The organism is Rhizobacter sp. P3_B12 (assembly GCF_056402895.1).
In genome coordinates, this window is sequence record NZ_JBFUGN010000914.1 from 1 (window position 1) to 2,473 (window position 2,473).

Sequence of the window (2,473 nt, forward strand, 5' to 3'; positions counted from 1 at the left end):
ATGCAGCAGGCCATCGCCGCCTTCCTCGCGCAGCCCTCGGCCGCCACGCTGAAGGCCGCCCGCACCGCCTGGCTCGACGCCCGCGAGTGGTACGGCCAGACCGAGGCCTTCCGCTTCTACGCCGGCCCGGTCGACGACGGCAAGGGGCCGGAGCAGCGCATGAACACCTGGCCGGTCGACGAGTCGTACATCGACTCCGTGCGCGACCGGCCCGACGCCGGCCTCATCAACAACCCGAAGGCGCCGCTGACGAAGGCGGCGCTGGCCGCGGCCAACATCCGCGGCGGGCTCGAGAACGTCTCCACCGGCTGGCATGCGATCGAGTTCCTGCTGTGGGGGCAAGACCTCAGCGAGACCGGCCCCGGCGAGCGCCCGTTCGAGGACTACGTCGATGGCAAGGGGCGGCATGCCGATCGCCGCCGCCAGTACCTCGCGGCCGTCACCGGCCTGCTGATCGACGATCTGCGTTACCTGATCGCCGCGTGGGCGCCCGACACGAAGGCGAACTACCGCGCGAAGTTCGAGCGCGGCGGCGTCGAATCGGTGCGGCGCATCGTCATCGGCATCGGCGCACTGTCGCGGGCCGAGCTGGCCGGCGAGCGCATGGAGGTCGCGCTGAACACGCAGGACCAGGAGGACGAACAGTCCTGCTTCTCCGACAACACGCACCGCGACATCGTCAACAACGCGCTGGGCATCGAGAACGTCTGGCTGGGCCGCTTCAGGCGGCGCGACGGCAGCCTGCTGCAAGGCCCGTCGCTGCGCGACCTGGTGGCGGCGAAGGATGCGGCGCAGGCCGAGCGCACCTCGCGGCAGATCGCCGCGTCGATCGCCGCGGCGCAGGCGATCCACCCGCCGTTCGACCGCGAGATCATCGGCAGCCGCAGCGCCCCCGGGCCGATGCGGGTGCGCGCGACCATCGACAGCGTGCTCGCGCAGGCGCGTGAACTGGGCGCGGCCGCCAACGCGATCGGCATCACGCGGCTGAACATGGTGAAGCCGTGAGGCGGCTCCAGCTCGGGCTGCTCGCGGCCGCCCTCGGCGCGAACGCGGCGCTGCTGCACGCCGCGCCCGCCGACGATGCGCTGACGCCCGACGAGCAGACCGGCGGCGCGACCACCGTCGCCGCGACCGGCCGCAATGCGTTCTCGTTCGCCGCCGCGAACCTGAGCGACGACGAGCGCACGCGCTTCGCGGTCGGCAACTCGTTCTTCCGGCGCAACTGGGTCGAAGCGCCGTCGTCGACCGCAGCGCGCGACGGGCTCGGGCCGCACTTCATCGCACGCTCGTGCGGCGGCTGCCACGTGCAGAGCGGCCGCGGCGCGCCGCCCGACTACACGAAGCCGCTCGATGCGCGCGGCGAGCCGCCGGTGGCGCTGCTGCTGCGCCTGTCGATCCCCGGCGAGGGCCCGCACGGCGGCCCGCGGCCCGACCCGATCTACGGCGACCAGCTGCGCACGCTGGCGGTGCCGGGCGTGCGCGTCGAGGGCCGCATCACGATGCAGGTGCGCACGCTGCACGGCCGCTTCGCCGACGGCACGCGCTACACGCTGCGGCAGCCGCGCTTCGGGCTGGCCGGCCTCGCGTACGGGCCGGCGTCGAAAGACCTGCAGCTCAGCCCGCGCCTTGCGTCGCAGCTGATCGGCGTGGGGCTGCTCGAAGCCATCCCCGCGCAGGAGATCCTCGACAACGCGACGCGCCAGGCCGCGGCGCCGGGCCCGGTCAAGGGCCGGCCCAACCAGGTCTGGGACGCGTTCGAGCAACGCATGATGCCCGGCCGCTTCGGCTGGAAGGCCAATGTCGCGACGCTCGCGCACCAGACCGCCGCGGCCTTCGTCGGCGACATCGGCATCACGTCGAGCCGCTTCCCCGAGGAGTCGTGCACCTTCACGCAGGACGACTGCCGCGCCGCGCCGCGCGGCGCGAAGGGCGAAGTGCCGGAGATCGACGACCGCACGCTCGGCGACGTGGTGTTCTACCAGGCGAGCCTCGCGCCGCCGGCGCGCCGCAACCCGGGCGATGCGCAGGTGAAGCGCGGCCGCGCGCTGTTCGAGCAGGCGCTGTGCGCCGCCTGCCACCGGCCGAGCTATGTCACCGGCGAGAGCCCGCTGCCGGCCTTCGCGAGCCCGGCGCTGAAGGGCCAGACGATCTGGCCGTACACCGACCTGCTGCTGCACGACATGGGCGAGGGCCTGGCCGACGGGCGGCCCGATTTCGGGGCCGACGGCCGCCAGTGGCGCACGCCGCCGCTGTGGGGCGTGGGGCTGATCCGCGACGTCAACGATCACCAGCAGCTGCTGCACGACGGCCGTGCGCGCGGCGTGCTCGAAGCGGTGCTGTGGCATGGCGGCGAGGCCGATGCGAGCCGGCGCCAGGTGCTGAAGATGACGGCGGCCGAGCGCGCGGCGCTGGTGCGCTTCGTGGAGTCGCTGTGAGCCGCGGCAACTGGACCCGGCGGCGCTGGCTGCAGGCC

The 2,473-nt window shown here is 73.7% G+C and carries 2 protein-coding genes; both read left to right on the forward strand.

Annotated features, from left to right (window positions below; all coding sequences use genetic code 11):
* Positions 1–1,005: imelysin family protein (locus tag AC1D01_RS29955; RefSeq protein ID WP_477872920.1), on the forward strand; the 1,005-nt coding region annotated here is incomplete at its 5' end.
* Positions 1,002–2,435, forward strand: coding sequence for a di-heme oxidoreductase family protein (locus AC1D01_RS29960; RefSeq protein ID WP_477872922.1), 1,434 nt, complete (start codon positions 1,002–1,004; stop codon positions 2,433–2,435). The genes AC1D01_RS29955 and AC1D01_RS29960, both read left to right, overlap by 4 nt.
* The last annotated feature ends 38 nt before the right edge of the window (positions 2,436–2,473 follow it).